Source organism: uncultured Mobiluncus sp., assembly GCF_947254095.1.
Classification (GTDB): Bacteria; Actinomycetota; Actinomycetes; order Actinomycetales; family Actinomycetaceae; genus Mobiluncus.
The window spans coordinates 1-16,288 of the sequence record NZ_CAMYBV010000009.1; the positions used below are offsets into that span (position 1 = coordinate 1).

A 16,288-nucleotide genomic window follows, 5' to 3' on the forward strand; every position below is an offset into this window, starting at 1 on the left:
CTGATTGACCAGGTGCTGGAGCCGCGTAAAGGCAGCTCGAGCTGATTGTGACTTGCCAGAAACGTGGCTTCACGCTTTGATAGCGTGGAGCCACGTGATTTTTTGGCTGTGGTTAGCCTTGGTTGGACTTGGTTAGTTTTGTTTGTACTGATGTGCCTTGAGGTGCCCACTGTTCAGAAGCGCGGGGCGGGCGTTGCTAATCGGTCGCTCGACTCGCCGCTAGGTCGGGTTCGCCGCCGCGCCACGGGTCTATCAGTTTGATGATTTCCTAGAGAAGACACTGACCACTGCCCCCAGGCTGATGCAGATTATGGCCACGTTGCTGATAGGAGGCAGAACTTGCATGACATTCAAGATTGCCAAGGCAATGATTATTACCCCGGCTAGCAGAACCGTCCAAGTCTGGGCGGTACCGTTGACTTTGTTGCGAAAAACTACCATGGACAGGCCGGACAGCACTCCCAGACCAATGAATAAGTAAGCAATTACGTCAGGCATCGCGCCCCCCTCATATTTATGACTTTCTGATGTCCCGGAAAGTTAATCCCGGAAACTGCTTAATACTAATAAGGCAGCCAGCACAAATATACCTACAAATGTGGGTATTTAACTACCGGCAATGGTAGGTGCGGCGCTACCCGTCCGGCACCAGAAGCCTCGCGCGGAGCCGACGCAAATTCCTTGCCCGAAACACTTTACAGAACACCATAAACCCGCCGAGCTGCACCGCGAAGTCGACGGATTGGCCCTCAAAGGCGTGTTAACGAGAATAAAAACCTCTAAAACCATAGAATCGTAATCAGCCTGAACTCGTCTATGAGAGGAACTCATGTCACGCACTGCCGAATCGGTCGACCTGCTGAAGTGTTCTTTCTGTGGAAAGTCCCAGCGTCAGGTTCGTAAGCTCATCGCCGGTCCTGGCGTGTACATCTGCGATGAGTGCATCGAGCTGTGCAACGACATTATCGCCGAGGAACTCGATGGCAGCCCCGCGGGTGGGCTGGACGTCCTGCCGACGCCCCATGAAATCTTTGATTTCCTGCAGGAATACGTGATTGGTCAGGAAAACGCGAAACGCGCCCTGTCCGTAGCGGTCTATAACCACTACAAGCGGGTGCGCGCCCAACGCCACGGCGAAGACACCGGCATGGAGCTGACGAAGTCGAATATCCTGCTACTTGGCCCCACCGGAACCGGAAAGACACACCTGGCGAGATCTTTGGCGCGATTGTTGAAAGTTCCGTTCTGTATCGTGGACGCCACCGCCCTGACCGAAGCCGGCTACGTGGGCGAGGACGTGGAAAACATCTTGTTGCGCTTGATTCAAGCCGCCGATGGGGACGTGAAAAAGGCGGAACGCGGCATTATCTATATTGACGAAATCGACAAGATTTCCCGCAAGGGCGAAAACGCCTCCATTACTCGTGACGTGTCCGGCGAGGGCGTGCAGCAGGCTCTGCTAAAGATTATCGAGGGCACCACCGCCTCCGTGCCGCCGCAGGGCGGGCGAAAACACCCGCATCAGGAATTTATCGAGATTGATACCTCCTCGATCCTGTTCATTGCCGCCGGGGCGTTTGCCGGTCTCGACGAAATTGTGAAAGCTCGGTTGGGGCAGCGCTCCACCGGGTTTGGCTCGGATCTCAAGTCCGTAAAGGAACACGGTGACCTGTTCGCCAAAGTGACCCCCGACGACCTGCACAAGTTCGGTTTGATTCCGGAGTTCATCGGCCGTTTGCCGGTCATTACCAATGTGTCGGCCCTGGACGTTGACGATTTGTCCCGCGTTTTGACCGAGCCCAAGAACGCCATCTTAAAGCAATACCAGCATCTGTTTGAGCTCGACGGGGTGAAACTGACTTTCACCGATGCGGCGATTCACGCGGTGGCCGAGCTGGCTGAGAAGCGCGGTACCGGGGCGCGTTCGCTGTCGACCCTGATGGAAAACACCCTCTCTCAAATCATGTTTGACCTGCCCTCACGCGACGATGTCGCAGAAGTCATCATCGAGGCGGAGTGCGTTTTTGAGGGCGCCGAGCCCACCTACGTGCTGCAGGACATCCACGGCGGTTCGGTCGCTAAGACCGCCTAACATTTACGTCACAAGGTTCCCCGAGCGGGTTCACGCCGAGGTTGCCATTTTTCTGGGGGCGGCTCCGTTTCACGTTTCGAGAAACTCTCCGCCGCGGCGCGGTGACCCGGTAAAGTGAGAGGGGAACCTAGTGAAGGGGCAACAATGAACACTGCGCACGCCGAAGAAGCTATCGCCGCGAACCCGCCGCAAACCCCTGCGGAACTCAAGGAATACCGCGCCACCATCGACAACATCGACGCCGCGCTGGTGCATCTGCTGGCGGAGCGGTTTCGTTGCACCCAAAAAGTCGGTCAGCTAAAGGCGCGCCTGGATTTGCCGCCGGCTGATCCCGAGCGTGAGGCGCAGCAGGTGGCGCGCCTCCAGGCTTTGGCTGTCTCATCAGGGCTCGACCCCGAGTTCGCCAAGAAGTTCCTGCGTTTCATCGTGGACGAGGTCATCCGCCACCACGAAGCGGTGCGCGAAACGCCCTGTCATTAACATTTGCGCGTTATTTTTCGCAGATGAAAGCAGATTTCTCGCTAATTAGGTAAGGCAAGCCTTGCCAATTGTTTTGCATTATGTCATGATTGGCAGCGTCGTTAAATCTTAAGGAGAAATTCGCATGAAAGATAGAATCATCGGTTCGCTGCCTACCATCGTGTTGGGCCTGCTCATTGCCATCGCGCCCCGGACTTTTGCGCCGGTTTGCGAGTTCGCTGCCAAACACAGCTCCGGCATGGAACATATGTCCGGGATGAAAGGCTCCGGCGGCATGGAAAATATGGATCATATGGATCATATGGGTCAGGCTGGTAAAGCGATGGGTGAAGCTCATCAGCACATGGCGTGCTACTGGACTGCTCAAGCCAGCTTGGGGATTGGAATCCTCCTGTTGGTCATCGGATTGATTGCGTTTTTCGTGAACGCTCAGATTCGTACCGGTTTGAACATCAGTGCAGCGCTCATTTATGTGCTGGAAATCTTGATTGTCACCGTGCTGATTGGCGTGTGCAAAAACGAGGAAATGTCTTGCAACGTGTATGCCATGCCCACGCTGTTAGCGCTGAGCTGTATAGGAATCCTGGCAGTCGGCGCGGCGATATTCCTGGATCAAAAGAAGCGCCCGGTGGCTCAGAAAGCGACGGCCTAATCCGTCATGCAAAGCAGCCAAATCACCTGGGGCAAACTCCCTTTTCGCAATCTTAAATATTACCGTTATCGCAGCTTAGGACTGTTCTTGGTGGCAGTCTTGCTCAGCGGGATAACGTTTGCGGCGGGGATGGTCTCGTTGAACCTCAGTCAGGGGCTGTCATCGGTCAAAGAACGCCTGGGGGCGGACATAATGGTCGTGCCCTCTCAGTTTGAGCAATCCGCAAAGGATATTTACCTTTGCGGGGGCAAGCCAAGCGGGTTCCTGCTGCAAGATGATGTGGCTGATTTGGTTGCTAACGTTGCCGGGGTGGAACGGGTCACCACGCAGACCTATATTGCTTCTCTGATGGCGAGTTGCTGCGAAGTGAGGCTGCAAATTATCGGCATCGATCCGGACACAGACTTCGTGATTAAGCCCTGGATTCAAGCCACTTATTCTCGTGGTTTGCAGGACGGGGAACTGGTCGCGGGGTCGAAAGTCCAAATCAACGCCCAGGGCAAGATTCGCCTGTTTAACTATGAGTTCCCCGTGAGTGCGCGACTGGCTCCGACCGGTACGAACCTGGATTCTTCCGTGTTTGCCAATCTGGCGACCACAAAGATTTTGGCACGCCAAGCTGAAAAGGTGGGACATCCGGTCTTGTCCGCAAATGAGATTGGACATCGGGTTTCCGCAGTAATGGTAAAGGTCAAGCCCGGTTACGCCCCGGAGGACGTGGCGCAGTATATTTCCAAATCTCCCCAGCTGGAGGGCTTGGGCTTTGTGTCCGCGAACGGGATTAGCTCCCGGCTCAAAGAGGGAGTTGGACATATTGTGAGCGCGCTGCAGATTTTTCTGATTATCTTTTGGGCAGTTTCCCTAGCTGTGCTGGTGACTGTCAACTGGGTTAGCGTCATGTCTCGGAGCAAAGAGTTGGGCTCGTTGCGGATAATGGGCGCCACCAAGCGGATGCTCACCACGATGTTGCTAAAGGAAAATCTGTTGATTAGCGTGGGCGGGAGCATACTGGGGTTGGGCTTCAGCGCAGTGCTGATGCACCCCTTCGGTAACGCTATCCAAAAGGCTTTGAAACAGCCCTATCTGCAAAGTGACCTGTGGAGCCAGTGTTCCCTGGCTGTCCTCATCCTGGTGACGGTGTGCCTGGGGGCGGTCCTGGCTAGCGCAGTTTCAGCGATTCGCATCTTGCAAAAAGAAACCTACAAGGCTGTGCGGGAGGGTCAATAGATGCTGCTGGAACTGTGTGAGGTGACGAAGAAGTTTTCACGGCGGGGCCGCTACTTTAACGCGGTAGACCAGGTCAGTCTGGAGATAGACGCCAATCAGTTTGTAGTAATTTCAGGTAAATCGGGTAACGGGAAAACAACCTTGCTGAACCTGATGATGGGTCTGCTGCGGCCCAGTTCAGGAACGGTTCAAGTGGCAGGGCAAGACTTGTCCCGCCTCTCGGATCGGGAGCTGTCCCAACTACGCCGGTTTCGTCTGGGAATGATTACGCAGCAGCAAACCCTGGTCAGTTCCCTCAATGTGTTGGATAACGTGGTGCTGCCCGCGACTTTGCCGGCACAAGGGCGTTCTTCGGGGCAATCGTCCCCGGCGGCGGTAGAGTCTTTGCCCGTTAATCGCGCGCTAGATTTGCTGGAAAAGCTCGACATTGTAGACCTAACACACGCTTGGCCCGCAGAGTTGTCCGGGGGAGAGATGCGTCGAGTCGCTATCGCCCGCGCGCTTATGACCCAACCGGAGGTTCTATTGGCAGACGAACCTACCGGGGATTTGGATGAGGCTTCCACCGCGGCGGTGCTGGGGTTATTCCGCGAACTGACGCAGCAGGGCTGTGCGGTCGTCATGGTCACGCACGACGTGGCCGCTTATGAATACTGCAACCGCAGATTCGACATGCTGAACGGTCGCTTGGAAGAGCTGCAGTAAGTCGAGTTTCTCCAAATTTGCGATGAACTCGGGCCGGAACAGCCCAAGGAAGCTATATTAATTAGGTGAGGCTTGCCTTAATAACTATTTTTCTGTAGCCTTATCGTGTTTTGATTTGGAAAGAAGTTGATGGAATCGTGAACGCAACCAGGAATCTGTTTTCCCTCGGGGCGCGAGGACTGCGGTTTATTGTAGGTTTTTCTGCGGTGGTGTTGGCTCTGGTCTTCGGGGGAGTGGTCTGGCCCAGCGCGGCCGCAACCCAAAACTCCGACCTTGGTGAATGGTCTGATGTTGTGGCAGTGATGCAGGAAAAGCTGAACGCGGTTCCCGAAGCTGGCGACCCGAGCGCGGTCCAGACTCTGATTCGTCAAGCCTACTATGAGAACTACCAGACGAGCGGCCTGGAGGACCAGGTCAAACACACTTTGGGGCGTGACGTTGACGATAAGTTTGTCACCGAACTATTGAACTTACGCAATCTCAGCCGTGACGGTGCGAGCCCGGAGGCACTTCGGGAAGCTTGTGACCAAGTCATGACTATGCTTACGGAAACGGTAACTCAGCTGGTCAAAGCCCCTAAGGTGGCGGATCAATGGAGCAGAGTTGCTGATACGATTGCGCAAAACATTACCGAGGCACAAAGCGCTTACGTTAAGGGGCAGGCCGACCGGGCGTTCACCCTGGCTACCGAAGCGTATCTGGGGCATTACGAAGCCGACGGGTTTGAAAATAACACCATTGTGCACAAAGGTTTCAGCCGGGTAACCGAGATTGAGGGTATGTTCAGCGACTTGCGCCAGGGCTACAAAGATGGTCGTGACCAGGCTCAACAGGAGAAACTTGGCAAGGACCTGATTGCAAAGCTCGTTGAGGACGCACAGTTCCTGGACTCGAAAACGCAGGATACCGGACCGTTAGGGATTTCCGGTTTCTTTGCCGCGTTGCTGATTCTGTTGCGTGAAGGCGCGGAGGCTCTGCTGGTGGTAGCGGCTCTGGTGACTTACGCGCTGAAAGCGGGACGGCGCGACCAGCTGCGGGGAATCCTGGTGGGCGTGGTTATCGCCGTGGTCATTTCCATCGGTCTGGCTATTCTGTTTGGCCAGCTCAGCGCCAGTGTCCAGAGCGGAATGGGTCAAGAACTGCTGGAGGGCATCACCGGTCTGGCGGCCGCCCTGATGCTGATTTATGTATCCAACTGGATCCTGAGCAAGTCCAGTGGCAAGCGTTGGGAAGAATACATTAAGGCCACCGCGGGCGAAAGAACCGCCTCGGGAGGTGTTTTTGCCCTGGCATTTGTGTCATTCCTCACCGTGGCTCGGGAAGGTGCCGAAACAATCCTGTTCTTTTATCCGATTGTTGCCGGGGCGAAAATCCGCAGCGATTATTGGTTTATCGTTGCGGGTGGCGTGACGGCGGCGGTTATCCTGGCGATTCTATTTGTGCTGGTCTGGCAGTTCGGGGTACGCCTGCCGCTCAAGCCGTTCTTTAAGTGGACTTCGATATTGCTGGCGTTGCTGGCGGTAGCCATCGTGGGAGGGGCGATTAAAGAGCTGCAAGAGGCTGCTTTGGTCGGGGCACATGTGGTGTCTTCCGTTCCTACCGTGGTATTCCTGGGAATCTATCCCACCGCAGAAACCCTCGGTGCCCAGCTTATTACCGCCGCGGTATTGGTCGGCTTGGCTCTGCTGCAACGCCGCCGGGCCAAAGCAGACCAGCCTAAGGCGAGCGGCTCCGAGACTCGTCCCGACACCTCTATCTCGGAAAGTAATGATAAAGCTCCCGAAGAACACTCTTCGAGGGAAAACACACAAGACGCTGTCGAAGCGTACAGCGGAAAGGAAGAATAATGAAGAAGAAGCTACTGGCTCTGGCAGCCGTCCTGGCGTTGGGCACGAGTCTCAGCGGTTGTGGCGAAAACCCGGACAACCAGGCGAAGCCGCAGGACTCTAAGCCGGCGACGACCGAGCAAGAACAGCCGGAAACCCCCAGCGATCCCAACGTTGTGGGTATCAATGAACTTCCGGTCGGGGATTCTGGCGAACAAACCAACGGGCCGCTGAATGTAAACGTTGTTTATTTCCAGGCTGTCGATATGGAGCACGGCTCGATGAAGATGCCTCCGGCTTCCGAGTCCGATATGCACTTCGAGATTGATGCTTCTACCAACAAGAAGGCAGAAGAATTCGGGTACCCGGCGGATACTTTCATGCCTTACCTGGACGATATGAAGGTTACAGTTAAGGATCAAAAGACCGGTGAGGAAACTGACCTGGGCACCATGATGCCGATGATTGCCTCTGACGGTCCTCACTACGGTAACAACATCAAGCTCAAGCCCGGTCTGTACGATGTGACCATCACCATCCCCTCTCCGGAGGACAAGTTCATGCTGCACACGGGTAAGGATTCCTCCGCGGTCAAGGGACGCTTCTGGAAAGAACCGCTGAAGTTCGAGTTCAAGAACTGGCAGTGGGACGGGCAGATTCTCTAAGAAGATTTCATTGCTCAAGTTATTTGTTGTCGCCCTCCGCTATGGGCTGCCGCTGTTCGTGCCGCTGGCAATCTTGCTGGCAACACGACCGCACACCCCGATGGAACGCCGAGTCGTAGCTCGGATTACCACCGTGGTGTTGGTGGTGGCAGCCCTAGCGGCGGCGACACTGGCATGGCTTCGGCTGAACACGAATCTGATAGATGTTCCGACCATGAACTTCTATCTGGTTCCAGTCATGCTGATTTGCTCGCTGGGCTTCCTGGGAATGTCTTGGTGGTTTGGTGCCGCCGACCTCTATGACATTAAACAGAGCGCTAAACATAGGGCGCTGCTGGTGGCCTCGCTGTTGACTGCCGTCAGTATCATCATCAATTTCGGCTTTGAATACGCATTTTCGACCGATGAAATTGTGCTGATGGGGTCCTCCCCGTTAGAAACGGAATCGCTGGCACGTTTTGCCGGATTTGCGTTCGGGACGTTGCTGGTGGTCGTCGCCGGCTGGGCCTACGTGCGCGCCACCAGGCTGGTTCCCGCGATGGTGCGTTTAGCAATTACTACCGCAGTATTTTTGGTAGTCATCGGTCCGCGCTCTATCCTGCTGTATCAGCAGCTCGCCGCACGTGGTTTCCTGCCGCGGTCGCGAACCATTTTTGAACTCGTGTTGTGGATTCAAAATGCCAACACGGTCATGCTGTTGGCCCTGGTGGTGCTGACCGCTATTCCTGGAATCATCGCCATTTGGTTCGGCTCCAAACCCGTCAACGTTTCCGGCCCGGAAGCGCGTTTAGTGAAAGCGGATCGGATTACCCGCCGTCACTTTTTGGAGCTGGCTTTGGGTGGCACGGTTGTTTTCGTTACTGCCCTAACCGTTGGCAAGCGCGTGGCGGAGGCCGTTCCGGAGTTATCCCCGATAGAGCCTTCCACCGTGAAAGGCAATGTGGTTTCTGTGAGCCGGGAGCTGGTGTCTGATGGACACCTGCATCGATTCGCCTACGTGACCGAGGACGGGACGCAAGTCCGTTTCATCGTCATTCAAAAGAACGCGGTGGCTTACGGTTGCGGTTTGGATGCGTGTGAGATTTGTGGTGAATCCGGTTATTACGAGGACGGCGGGAAAGTCATTTGCCGGCGTTGCGGGGTCATGATGAACATTCAAACTATTGGTTTCCCCGGTGGCTGTAACCCCATTCCGATTAAGTATGAAGTGGGCCCGAAAGAATTGCGGTTTTTTGCTGACGAGCTGAGTGGGCACGCCAAAATCTTTAAAACCAAAATAATCTAAGGCTCTAAGGTATAAGTTTCCATGTTCTTTTTCAGGATGATTTTCAAGGCGTTGCGCCGGCAGGTCGGCAAACGCCTCATGATTGCGCTAACGATTTTCTTAGGGGCGGGGCTCACGACTTCCATGCTCGCGGTCATGCTGGACGTCGGGGATAAAATCAAGCAGGAACTTGGCTCTTACGGTGCCAATATCCAAGTGCTACCGCAAGGGAAATCCGTAGTTTCCCAACTCTATGACTTCGAGGATACGGATAGCTCGGCGAATTCCCAGTCCGGAGCGTTGCAGGAATCCGAGCTGGCGAAACTGAAAACCATTTTTTGGGCCTACAACATCGAAAACTTCGCCCCGTTCCTGGAAACCAAGGCAGATTCCTCAGGTCGGGACGTTGACGTAGTCGGGACATGGTTTCGCAAGAAGCTAGCCATCCCCACCGGGGAAAAAGTCGATACCGGCATGGCAGATATGCGCGACTGGTGGGAAATTCAAGGCAACTGGCCGAAAGCCCCCGACGAAGTCATGGTCGGAACGAAACTGGCCCAGCAAAACGGTTGGCACCTGGGGGATTCTCTGACCTTGAAACCCCCGCACGGGGAAAACGGTTCCGCGCCCAGCCAATCTTTGACCATCAGCGGCATCCTTACTTCCGGTTCCAATGAAGACCGGCAACTGTTTGCGGATTTGAGCGTAGCTCAGAGCCTCTCGGGTCGTCCGGGCCAGGTCGACCGGGTAGAGGTGCGTGCTATCACCACGCCGGAAAATGACTTGTCCCGCCGCGCTGCCCGCGATCCCAGCTCACTATCTCTGGAGGACTGGGAAACCTGGTACTGCACCGCTTACACGTCCTCAATCGCCTATCAGATTGAGGAAGTCATGAGCAACGCCGTGGCCACCCCCGTGCATCAAATCGCCGACAGTGAGGGCACGATTCTGGAAAAAACCCAGCTCATTATGACTTTGGTGGCGATTTTGGCCATGGCGGGTTCCGCTCTGGGTATTGCTAACCTGGTGACTGCCTCGGTGATGGAACGTTCCGCCGAAATCGGACTGATGAAAGCTTTGGGGGCGCGTAATCTGTTTGTGGTGCTGATGATTTTGACGGAAACCTTCATCGTGAGCCTGGTCGGGGCCGCGTTCGGATGTGTGGGCGGCATCGGTCTGGCCCAACTGGTCGGACACCTGGTATTTGGGGTCAGTATCAATATCCGCCCAGTGGTTTTCCCCTTGATGGCGGTCATCGTGGGGCTGACGGTTTTGCTGGGCTGTTTACCTTCAATCCGGGCGCTGGTGACTTTACAGCCGGCGCGGGTCCTGCACAGAAAGTAGGCGGGAATGAACTCACACAAACGCATGTTCGTGCGCATCATTTGGAAAGCCTTTGCGCACCGTTTCTCCCGGGTTATGATTGCTTCCCTGGCAATCGCAATGGGTGCCTCCATCCTGTCCGGGTTGGGGCTGGTGGCGGTGACAGTTCCCGATTACATCGCTAAGGAACTGCGTTCGTTTGGGGCAAACCTGGTGGTGTTGCCGCAAGGTTCCAATGTAATTACTCGGGAAACGGTGTCTGCCATCGACCGGCAGTGCGGCGAGAGTCTGATGGGGCGGGCCGGCTACAGTTACGGTAACCTGCTCTACGGTCAGCAGCCCGTCCCCCTCATGGTGACGAAATTTGCCGACGCCCGGTCAGTCCGACCCTACTGGTCAATCGACGGGAAAGTGCCGCAGGGCAGCGAACAGATCCTGTTAGGGGTGAACCTCGCAGAAAAATTCCGTCTGCACGTCGGCGACCTGATTGGCCTCAAGGTGGCGCAGCTGCGGGAAAACACCGGCGGGGACGACTCGGGGGATGCCAACCGGGCTGGCAAACAGTTGGAAATTTCCGGGCTGCTGCGCACCGGCGGCCCCGAGGACGACCTGGCGGTGTTGAGCCCGGACAGTTACACCGCTATGGGTGGGGTTGCCGACCACTATAGTTTGGTGGAATATTCCCTGAAAGGTGATACTTCCCAATTGAGCGCCTTAGCGAAAACTATCGGAAAAAAGGTCAACGGGGTTGACGCTGAAGTGGTGCGTCGGACTACCCAAAATGAGACGCGCATCGCTCACACGCTGAGCAACCTAATCTGGGTAGTTAGTATTATTATTTCCGCCCTAATGCTGATTGCGGTATCCGCAACACTCAGTTCGATTGTTTCGGAACGTGCTCGTGAGATTGGATTGAAAAAGGCCTTAGGGGCTTTGAGTAAGGACGTATTCACGGAGCTGATTGGAGAGTCGATGCTGTTAGGGCTGTTCGGAGGCTTATTAGGGGTGCTGCTGGGAATTGGGCTGGCTGATTACATATTGCAAAAAGTTTTCCTGGCACGAGTAGAAATCAACTGGATAATTATAGTCCTCACAATTGTGTTTTCGGTAGCGGTAGCGGTTATCGGTTCTCTGTGGCCGGCTAAACGTATTGCCCGGATTAATCCTATAAACGTTCTTGGTGGAGAGTGAGAATGCTATGGCAGATAATAATGATGAACAATTGATTTATCGAGTCGAGAATGTGTCTAGAAAATACGGCGAGTTGGCGGCGCTGGATAATGTCAGCCTAGACGTGACTCGCGGCGAGTGGCTCTCGGTAGTGGGTCCGTCCGGTTCGGGCAAGTCGACCTTGATGAACATTTTGGGCTGCCTGGATTCTCCCACCGAAGGACTGGTTTACCTGGAGGGGGAGCGTCTGGACAAGATGGGTGAGTTGGAATTGGCCGCGGTGCGCCGCCGCAAGATTGGCCTCATCTTTCAACAGTTCCACCTGGTTAAGCACCTTTCCGCGGTGGAAAACGTGATGATGGCCCAGTACTACCATTCCCTCCCTGATGAAGCCGAGGCGATGGAGGCACTAGACCGGGTGGGCATGTCTGCTCGCGCCACCCACCTCCCTCATGAACTATCCGGAGGAGAGCAGCAGCGCGTGTGCGTGGCTCGTGCCCTCATCAACCACCCTTCTGTCATTCTGGCGGACGAACCGACCGGAAACCTCGACGAGGCAAACGAAAACATCGTTATCGACTTCTTTTCGCAGCTGCATCGGGAGGGCACCACCCTGCTGGTCGTCACCCACGATGCCAACGTCGCTCGGCAAGGTCAGCGTCAAATCATTTTGGAACACGGAAAAATCGTCAGCGAAGTAAAAAATCAGCCGCAAAATTCCACGACAGGAGCGCCGGAAACGTCGGAAACAGGAGGGAAAGATGCGTAAAACGACCGCGGGGGCATTGCTCGCTATCGGCATGGTCGCCCTCAGCGGCTGCGCGACTTACCCGGCGGCCTCAACGTTGCCCGATGGGCAATATGCGGGCAGCTCGCAGCCCGAAGAGGACGGTACGGTCGGCAAAGTTCGCTTCACAATTAAGAACGGTCAGGTGGTTGACGCTGAATTTCGTCTCTATGACAAAGACGGGACTGTACACGACGAAAATTACGGGAAAACCTCCAGCGGCGGGATAGACACGGAGTTCTACCAGCGCGCCCAAGACGCTATCAGCGCCGAACAGCGTTATGTGCAGCAGTTCCAGAGGACCGGGGATCAAAATCAGGTCGATAGGGTGGCCGGGGCGTCCTTGTCACATCGGTTGTTTCTCGACGCGGTGCAGGCGGCTATGGACACCGCGCAAAAGTAGGCGTTGTGCACCTCGCGCAGACTTTGCACGGAGAAACCACGATGACCTTTGCCGCGATGGGGACGCTGGTGACGGTCTCGTGGCGCAGTGCTCCCCAGGTCGCGGAAGTCCTCCGGGTGAGCCTGCCGCAAAGGGTGGAGCAGTTGGAGGACGACTTGTCGCGGTTTCGGGCGGATTCACCCGTGAGCCGCTTGAACACCGAGTGGATCAATGTCGGACCGCATTGTGCTGCGGTGTTTCGGGCTGCTCAGGATTGGTCGCAGCGTACCGGGGGGTTCTTTAAACTATTCCCGTGCTTGGTCTTGGGAGCCGAAACGCTCCAACTGCGGGGCGAACAGGCTCGTCTCACCGACGGAGCGGGGGCTGGGGGCCTGGATTTGGGAGGTATCGCGAAAGGTTACGCGGCCGCGCACCTGGCTTCCCTCATTGCACAATCGGGCGGCAGCGACGTCTTGGTTTCGTTCGGAGGTTCGTCGATTGTGGCACCGGATCGCCGGGCCATCATCAGAGTGCAATCTCCCTGGACAGGCCGGGAATTCCTAGGAAACCTGCAAATAGAAAATGAGTCCCTCTCCTTTTCCGCACTACCGCAAACGGATATTGTCCCCAGTCTGGTGCGCAGCCACATTCGCGGTCTGGACGGGCAGCTCGCGTTTACCGATATTTGCGCGGCACTTGTGGTGGGACCTGACGCGATGGGTTGCGAGGCTCTCTCTACCGCGCTGATTGCGGGGGGCACGCCCCTGCTGCACGATTTGACTCAGAAGGGCGTTCTGGGTGGGGCGAATCGCGCCCTCGCCATGACTTCCAACGGGAGGGTATTTGCCGACCCCGAGCTACAGTTGAGCATCACCTTTGATTTGCCCGAACCGCTGCCACTGAGCCCCGTGTTGGCGGACTGACGCCGCAACGGGCTGGTGCAGCCCGCCGGCTTTTGCCCAGCCGGTAGCCAAACCAAAGCTCGGCACAGAGCCTACAATTTACCTAAACGCTCCCGAGGGGTGAGCGCGAACCCCAGGAGGCGGACTGAACGTAAATGTGTAACTGTGCAGGAAACCTCGCGGCCGTGCCCGACGCGGTGGTGATTTTGGCAGGAGGGACCGCGAAACGTTTGGGCGGGGTGTCCAAACCGGATTATCGGGTGGGAGGCATCAGGCTCATTGACTGGGTTTTTGCCGAAATCGAGCGCACCAGGTTCTCCGGTCGGCTGGTCGTGGTCGCGCCCGAACGCCTGTCCGTTCCCTCCGGGGTAGTACTGACGTTGGAAAATCCCCCTCTGGGCGGGCCGCTGGCGGGCCTCAATGCCGGGGTGTCTCAGTTGGGGGACCTGCCAGATTCCGCGGTGGTGGCGGTCATGCCTTGTGACGCTCCGCTGACCCCAAGATTGTGGGGGAACCTGTGTACACAGTTCGAGGACTGCGTTGGGGCGGCGCCGCTGGCGGACGATGGTGATACGCGACTCCAGTACCTGCATGGTTGCTACCGGCTGGGCGCCTTGCGGGGACTGGATCAGGTGCGTAACCGGTCAATCCGCAGCGGTTTTTCCCGCTTGGAGGTGGCCGCGGTGGCGGACCCGCAACATTATTGCATGGACGTCGACACGCCCGAAGACGCGCGAAAACTGGCGGCGCGCCTAGAAATTCCCCCCGCCGTTGAGCGGGGCGCCCGCTAGGAAGTCAGCGGCGTTGAGATGTTGCACAGCTCCGGTGTTGAGCGGGAGACGGTCCATGGTCAAGAGTGTGCAGCTGGAGCCGGGGGGCAAGGCTTCGAACGGTCGCAGTTCCCGAGCCAAAGTTGCGGAATCCAAGACGGTCAAAGCAACTTGAATGTAGCGGTTTTCACCTTCGTGTGTGGCGAAGAAATCGATTTCCCCTTTCGGGGTGTCCGCGCTGGAGACTTGGTAACCGCGTCGGAGCAATTCTAGGAACACCATGTTTTCCAAGTCATGACCGGTGTTTGACTGTTTGTGCCCCAACAGAACATCGCGTAACCCCGGATCTATGAAATAGTATTTTCCGCCGGTGCGGAGCCATTGTCCTCCGCGCGTTTGGTAGCGGCGGCACGGGTAAAACATATGAGCATCGACCATCAGACCTAAAAAGCGGTCCACGCTTTGCGGTGAAACTTTGATACCTTGCGATTCCAGGCGGGTCGCAATCCGCCCTGGTGATATCGGCGAGCCGGCGTTGTCAAACACGAAACGCGCCACTTTCATGAAAGTATCGGTATCACGCAGCTGTCCCCGAGTTACGATGTCGCGCGCGAAAATAGAGTCGAACACGCTGTTCATGGCTTGGTTGCGGACTTTGGAGTTAGTCATCAGGGCGGGTGCCGGCAGGGTAGCGCGCATCCACCGTGCATAGGCCTGCTCAGGCGGGGTGGAGTCTGGAATTTGGGCGAAATTACGGTATTCCCCTAAAGAGAGCGGCAAGACGTCCACGGCGATATAGCGACCTGCCAAATAGGTGAGGCCCTCTCCTGCAAACAGAGAAGCGTTCGAGCCTGTCACCGTAATTCTGAGATTGTACTTTTCCCTCAGAGAGTTCAACACTCGCGCCCAATCATCGAGTTCTTGGGCTTCGTCAATATGCAAAAAGCGGATACCCTGCTCCTCGATCGCGCGCTGCACGGAGCTGTGGAACGTCCTCGCGTCGCGCAACCGGTCTTGTGAAAGATCTTCAAAATTCACGCTCATTATCTGAGCCGGCTTGATTCCTTGCTTGACCAGATAATCTTCGTAAAGCGCCAGCAGAGAGGACTTTCCGCTACGGCGCACTCCCGTCAGGATACGCACTAAATTCTGAGCGGAATCCTCCGCGTCTATGGCCCGCAACTGATGCAGGTAGGAATCCCGAGGAATCAGTTTATTCATATTTATGAAGTATAGTTCATTTTTTGCCCAATTTCTATGGATTTATGAACTATAGTTCATTTTTCTGACGGTGACCTCCACCACGGCTCGCTCCCAGGCGGGGCGAATGGCTACGATTACCGGGAAACCATCAGCCCTTGGTTGCGGTCAATCCTGACTTTCCAACCCCAGCCGGAGCTGCTTGCGGGGGTACCTGGCTCTTTCAAAATGCACATTATCGCCGGACTTCTGCTGTTTGCGATTTGGCCGTTCACCAGGCTGGTTCACGTAGTTTCCGCTCCGGTTATGTACCCAACGCGTCCCTACGTGGTCTATCGTTCCCGCACGGAAGGGATACGTGGAGCAAAGACTCCGCGCGGCTGGAAGCCCGTGACGACTCGCCCGCAACCGCGAGATTCACACTCTTACGGAGCTTAACCTTTGGCTGTCCAGGCGCATTGCGGTTGAGGTCAGCCGGGAGGGTCAATAGCGCCGCCGCGTCGTGATTTCATCAGCGGGGTCGGGCCTCAATCACTTTGCTGGTTTCGCCGGTTTTGCCGGGGGATTACTCAGTTCGCTGGCGGTTACGGCCGCGCGCCGAGGATCCGACCTTGGCGAAGGGTCTAAAGTTGTGGCAGCGCACCGCGAAAACGACCGCGCGGTCGAGGCAACCTACGGTCTGCCGACCGATAGCGATGAGGCAGACATCGTCTCGTACCTCTTTGCTCTCTATGCCGCCAAAATGTCGGCGTCTACTCCCCGCGCGGGAAACTCAACAGGTTCTTCAAATACCCCGTGACCTTAGACAAGTCCGTGAGTTCCCTGGAGGAGTGCGGCTCCAGA

17 protein-coding genes and 1 pseudogene are annotated in these 16,288 nt (G+C 56.2%); 16 read left to right on the forward strand and 2 right to left on the reverse strand.

Going from position 1 to position 16,288, the window contains the following annotated elements; all coding sequences use genetic code 11:
* Nucleotides 1-252: 252 nt before the first annotated feature.
* On the reverse strand, nt 253-498 hold the full coding sequence (locus Q0X47_RS04375) for a hypothetical protein (RefSeq protein WP_297723286.1): 246 nt from the start codon (nt 496-498) through the stop codon (nt 253-255).
* Nucleotides 499-829: 331 nt separating this feature from the next.
* Between Q0X47_RS04375 and clpX the strand changes: the two genes are divergently transcribed.
* The 14 genes from clpX to Q0X47_RS04445 all read left to right on the forward strand — a co-directional run bounded on the left by clpX (nt 830) and on the right by Q0X47_RS04445 (nt 14,266).
* Nucleotides 830-2,092, forward strand: a complete 1,263-nt coding sequence (clpX, locus tag Q0X47_RS04380; RefSeq protein WP_297723288.1) for an ATP-dependent Clp protease ATP-binding subunit ClpX — start codon at nt 830-832, stop codon at nt 2,090-2,092.
* A gap of 144 nt (nt 2,093-2,236) precedes the next feature.
* Nucleotides 2,237-2,572, forward strand: a complete 336-nt coding sequence (locus Q0X47_RS04385; RefSeq protein WP_297723290.1) for a chorismate mutase — start codon at nt 2,237-2,239, stop codon at nt 2,570-2,572.
* Nucleotides 2,573-2,696: 124 nt separating this feature from the next.
* Nucleotides 2,697-3,224: a DUF4418 family protein gene (locus Q0X47_RS04390; RefSeq protein WP_297723292.1), complete on the forward strand. Its 528-nt coding sequence runs from the start codon at nt 2,697-2,699 to the stop codon at nt 3,222-3,224.
* Between the two features lie 90 nt (nt 3,225-3,314).
* On the forward strand, nt 3,315-4,451 hold the full coding sequence (locus tag Q0X47_RS04395; protein ID WP_297723437.1) for an ABC transporter permease: 1,137 nt from the start codon (nt 3,315-3,317) through the stop codon (nt 4,449-4,451).
* Nucleotides 4,452-5,156 (forward strand): ABC transporter ATP-binding protein, encoded by a 705-nt coding sequence (locus Q0X47_RS04400; RefSeq protein ID WP_297723293.1) that lies wholly within the window; start codon nt 4,452-4,454, stop codon nt 5,154-5,156. It begins immediately after the preceding gene.
* A 137-nt stretch (nt 5,157-5,293) separates the two neighbouring features.
* Nucleotides 5,294-7,003, forward strand: coding sequence for an FTR1 family protein (locus Q0X47_RS04405; protein ID WP_297723295.1), 1,710 nt, complete (start codon nt 5,294-5,296; stop codon nt 7,001-7,003).
* The gene (locus Q0X47_RS04410; RefSeq protein WP_297723297.1) at nt 7,003-7,647 is read left to right on the forward strand and encodes an iron transporter; all 645 of its coding nucleotides are present in this window, start codon (nt 7,003-7,005) and stop codon (nt 7,645-7,647) included. Before Q0X47_RS04405 ends, Q0X47_RS04410 begins: the two co-directional genes overlap by 1 nt.
* A 10-nt stretch (nt 7,648-7,657) precedes the next feature.
* On the forward strand, nt 7,658-8,932 hold the full coding sequence (locus Q0X47_RS04415) for a DUF2318 domain-containing protein (protein WP_297723299.1): 1,275 nt from the start codon (nt 7,658-7,660) through the stop codon (nt 8,930-8,932).
* A gap of 21 nt (nt 8,933-8,953) precedes the next feature.
* Nucleotides 8,954-10,255 (forward strand): ABC transporter permease, encoded by a 1,302-nt coding sequence (locus Q0X47_RS04420; RefSeq protein WP_297723301.1) that lies wholly within the window; start codon nt 8,954-8,956, stop codon nt 10,253-10,255.
* Between the two features lie 6 nt (nt 10,256-10,261).
* Nucleotides 10,262-11,425 (forward strand): ABC transporter permease, encoded by a 1,164-nt coding sequence (locus Q0X47_RS04425; RefSeq protein ID WP_297723302.1) that lies wholly within the window; start codon nt 10,262-10,264, stop codon nt 11,423-11,425.
* 7 nt (nt 11,426-11,432) lie between these two features.
* Nucleotides 11,433-12,173: an ABC transporter ATP-binding protein gene (locus Q0X47_RS04430; protein WP_297723304.1), complete on the forward strand. Its 741-nt coding sequence runs from the start codon at nt 11,433-11,435 to the stop codon at nt 12,171-12,173.
* The gene (locus Q0X47_RS04435) at nt 12,166-12,594 is read left to right on the forward strand and encodes an FMN-binding protein (protein ID WP_297723306.1); all 429 of its coding nucleotides are present in this window, start codon (nt 12,166-12,168) and stop codon (nt 12,592-12,594) included. Before Q0X47_RS04430 ends, Q0X47_RS04435 begins: the two co-directional genes overlap by 8 nt.
* A 5-nt stretch (nt 12,595-12,599) precedes the next feature.
* Nucleotides 12,600-13,496 (forward strand): FAD:protein FMN transferase, encoded by an 897-nt coding sequence (locus Q0X47_RS04440; protein WP_297723308.1) that lies wholly within the window; start codon nt 12,600-12,602, stop codon nt 13,494-13,496.
* 134 nt (nt 13,497-13,630) lie between these two features.
* Nucleotides 13,631-14,266 (forward strand): molybdenum cofactor guanylyltransferase, encoded by a 636-nt coding sequence (locus tag Q0X47_RS04445; protein ID WP_297723310.1) that lies wholly within the window; start codon nt 13,631-13,633, stop codon nt 14,264-14,266.
* On the opposite strand, the gene Q0X47_RS04450 is transcribed toward Q0X47_RS04445, so the two are convergent.
* Complete coding sequence (locus Q0X47_RS04450; RefSeq protein ID WP_297723312.1) at nt 14,228-15,466, reverse strand: ATP-binding protein; 1,239 nt, start codon at nt 15,464-15,466, stop codon at nt 14,228-14,230. The two genes, Q0X47_RS04445 and Q0X47_RS04450, sit on opposite strands and share 39 nt — an antisense overlap.
* Nucleotides 15,467-15,562: 96 nt before the next feature.
* On the opposite strand from Q0X47_RS04450, the pseudogene Q0X47_RS04455 reads away from it, so the two are divergent.
* Together Q0X47_RS04455 and Q0X47_RS04460 are read left to right on the forward strand one after the other, a co-directional pair.
* Nucleotides 15,563-15,883: pseudogene (locus Q0X47_RS04455) on the forward strand (respiratory nitrate reductase subunit gamma); the annotation flags it as partial.
* Between the two features lie 64 nt (nt 15,884-15,947).
* Nucleotides 15,948-16,244 (forward strand): hypothetical protein, encoded by a 297-nt coding sequence (locus Q0X47_RS04460; RefSeq protein ID WP_297723314.1) that lies wholly within the window; start codon nt 15,948-15,950, stop codon nt 16,242-16,244.
* Nucleotides 16,245-16,288: the final 44 nt, after the last annotated feature.

Excerpts from the sequence above, each read along its gene's own strand:
- Q0X47_RS04375 (WP_297723286.1), bottom strand. The coding sequence starts at position 498 with ATGCCTGACGTAATTGCTTACTTATTCATTGGTCTGGGAGTGCTGTCC.
- Q0X47_RS04435 (WP_297723306.1), top strand. The coding sequence starts at position 12,166 with ATGCGTAAAACGACCGCGGGGGCATTGCTCGCTATCGGCATGGTCGCC.
- Q0X47_RS04390 (WP_297723292.1), top strand. The coding sequence starts at position 2,697 with ATGAAAGATAGAATCATCGGTTCGCTGCCTACCATCGTGTTGGGCCTG.
- Q0X47_RS04400 (WP_297723293.1), top strand. The coding sequence starts at position 4,452 with ATGCTGCTGGAACTGTGTGAGGTGACGAAGAAGTTTTCACGGCGGGGC.
- Q0X47_RS04450 (WP_297723312.1), bottom strand. The coding sequence starts at position 15,466 with ATGAATAAACTGATTCCTCGGGATTCCTACCTGCATCAGTTGCGGGCC.
- Q0X47_RS04425 (WP_297723302.1), top strand. The coding sequence starts at position 10,262 with ATGAACTCACACAAACGCATGTTCGTGCGCATCATTTGGAAAGCCTTT.
- Q0X47_RS04410 (WP_297723297.1), top strand. The coding sequence starts at position 7,003 with ATGAAGAAGAAGCTACTGGCTCTGGCAGCCGTCCTGGCGTTGGGCACG.
- Q0X47_RS04420 (WP_297723301.1), top strand. The coding sequence starts at position 8,954 with ATGTTCTTTTTCAGGATGATTTTCAAGGCGTTGCGCCGGCAGGTCGGC.
- Q0X47_RS04385 (WP_297723290.1), top strand. The coding sequence starts at position 2,237 with ATGAACACTGCGCACGCCGAAGAAGCTATCGCCGCGAACCCGCCGCAA.
- Q0X47_RS04445 (WP_297723310.1), top strand. The coding sequence starts at position 13,631 with ATGTGTAACTGTGCAGGAAACCTCGCGGCCGTGCCCGACGCGGTGGTG.
- Q0X47_RS04430 (WP_297723304.1), top strand. The coding sequence starts at position 11,433 with ATGGCAGATAATAATGATGAACAATTGATTTATCGAGTCGAGAATGTG.
- clpX (WP_297723288.1), top strand. The coding sequence starts at position 830 with ATGTCACGCACTGCCGAATCGGTCGACCTGCTGAAGTGTTCTTTCTGT.